Source organism: Halorubrum sp. SS7, from assembly GCF_005435055.1.
Taxonomy (GTDB): Archaea; Halobacteriota; Halobacteria; order Halobacteriales; family Haloferacaceae; genus Halorubrum; species Halorubrum salinarum.
Genome location: NZ_SGXV01000262.1, coordinates 1 through 316, shown reverse-complemented (window position 1 = coordinate 316; position 316 = coordinate 1). Strand labels below are relative to the sequence as shown.

Sequence of the window (316 nt, the reverse complement as noted above, 5' to 3'; positions counted from 1 at the left end):
GATCCCGAGCTTCGAGAAGATCTGCGGGTGTTTCATCGGCAGCTCGACCATCTCGCGGACGCGCTGGATCTCGTTTTGAAGGCCGCCGATGTCCTCGTAGGTGATGCCGCCGCCGGTCTTCTCGAACCCGGAGATCGGCTCTTCGCGCAGTTCGACCTCCGTGTCCTCGGTGATCAGGCAGACGCCGTCGGGCTCGGTCTCGACCGCGATCAGCGGGATCGCCTGGCCGGGCGACCGCATGAACGGGTGGTTCGTCGAGGACATCACCGGGACGATGTCGCGCTCGACGACCGGCCGCTTGAGGATCTGACGTTTC

At 64.9% G+C, this 316-nt stretch carries 1 pseudogene; it reads right to left on the bottom strand.

The annotated features are described in order from the left end of the window. Positions 1 to 316: pseudogene (locus EXE44_RS21665) on the bottom strand (ATPase); the annotation flags it as partial.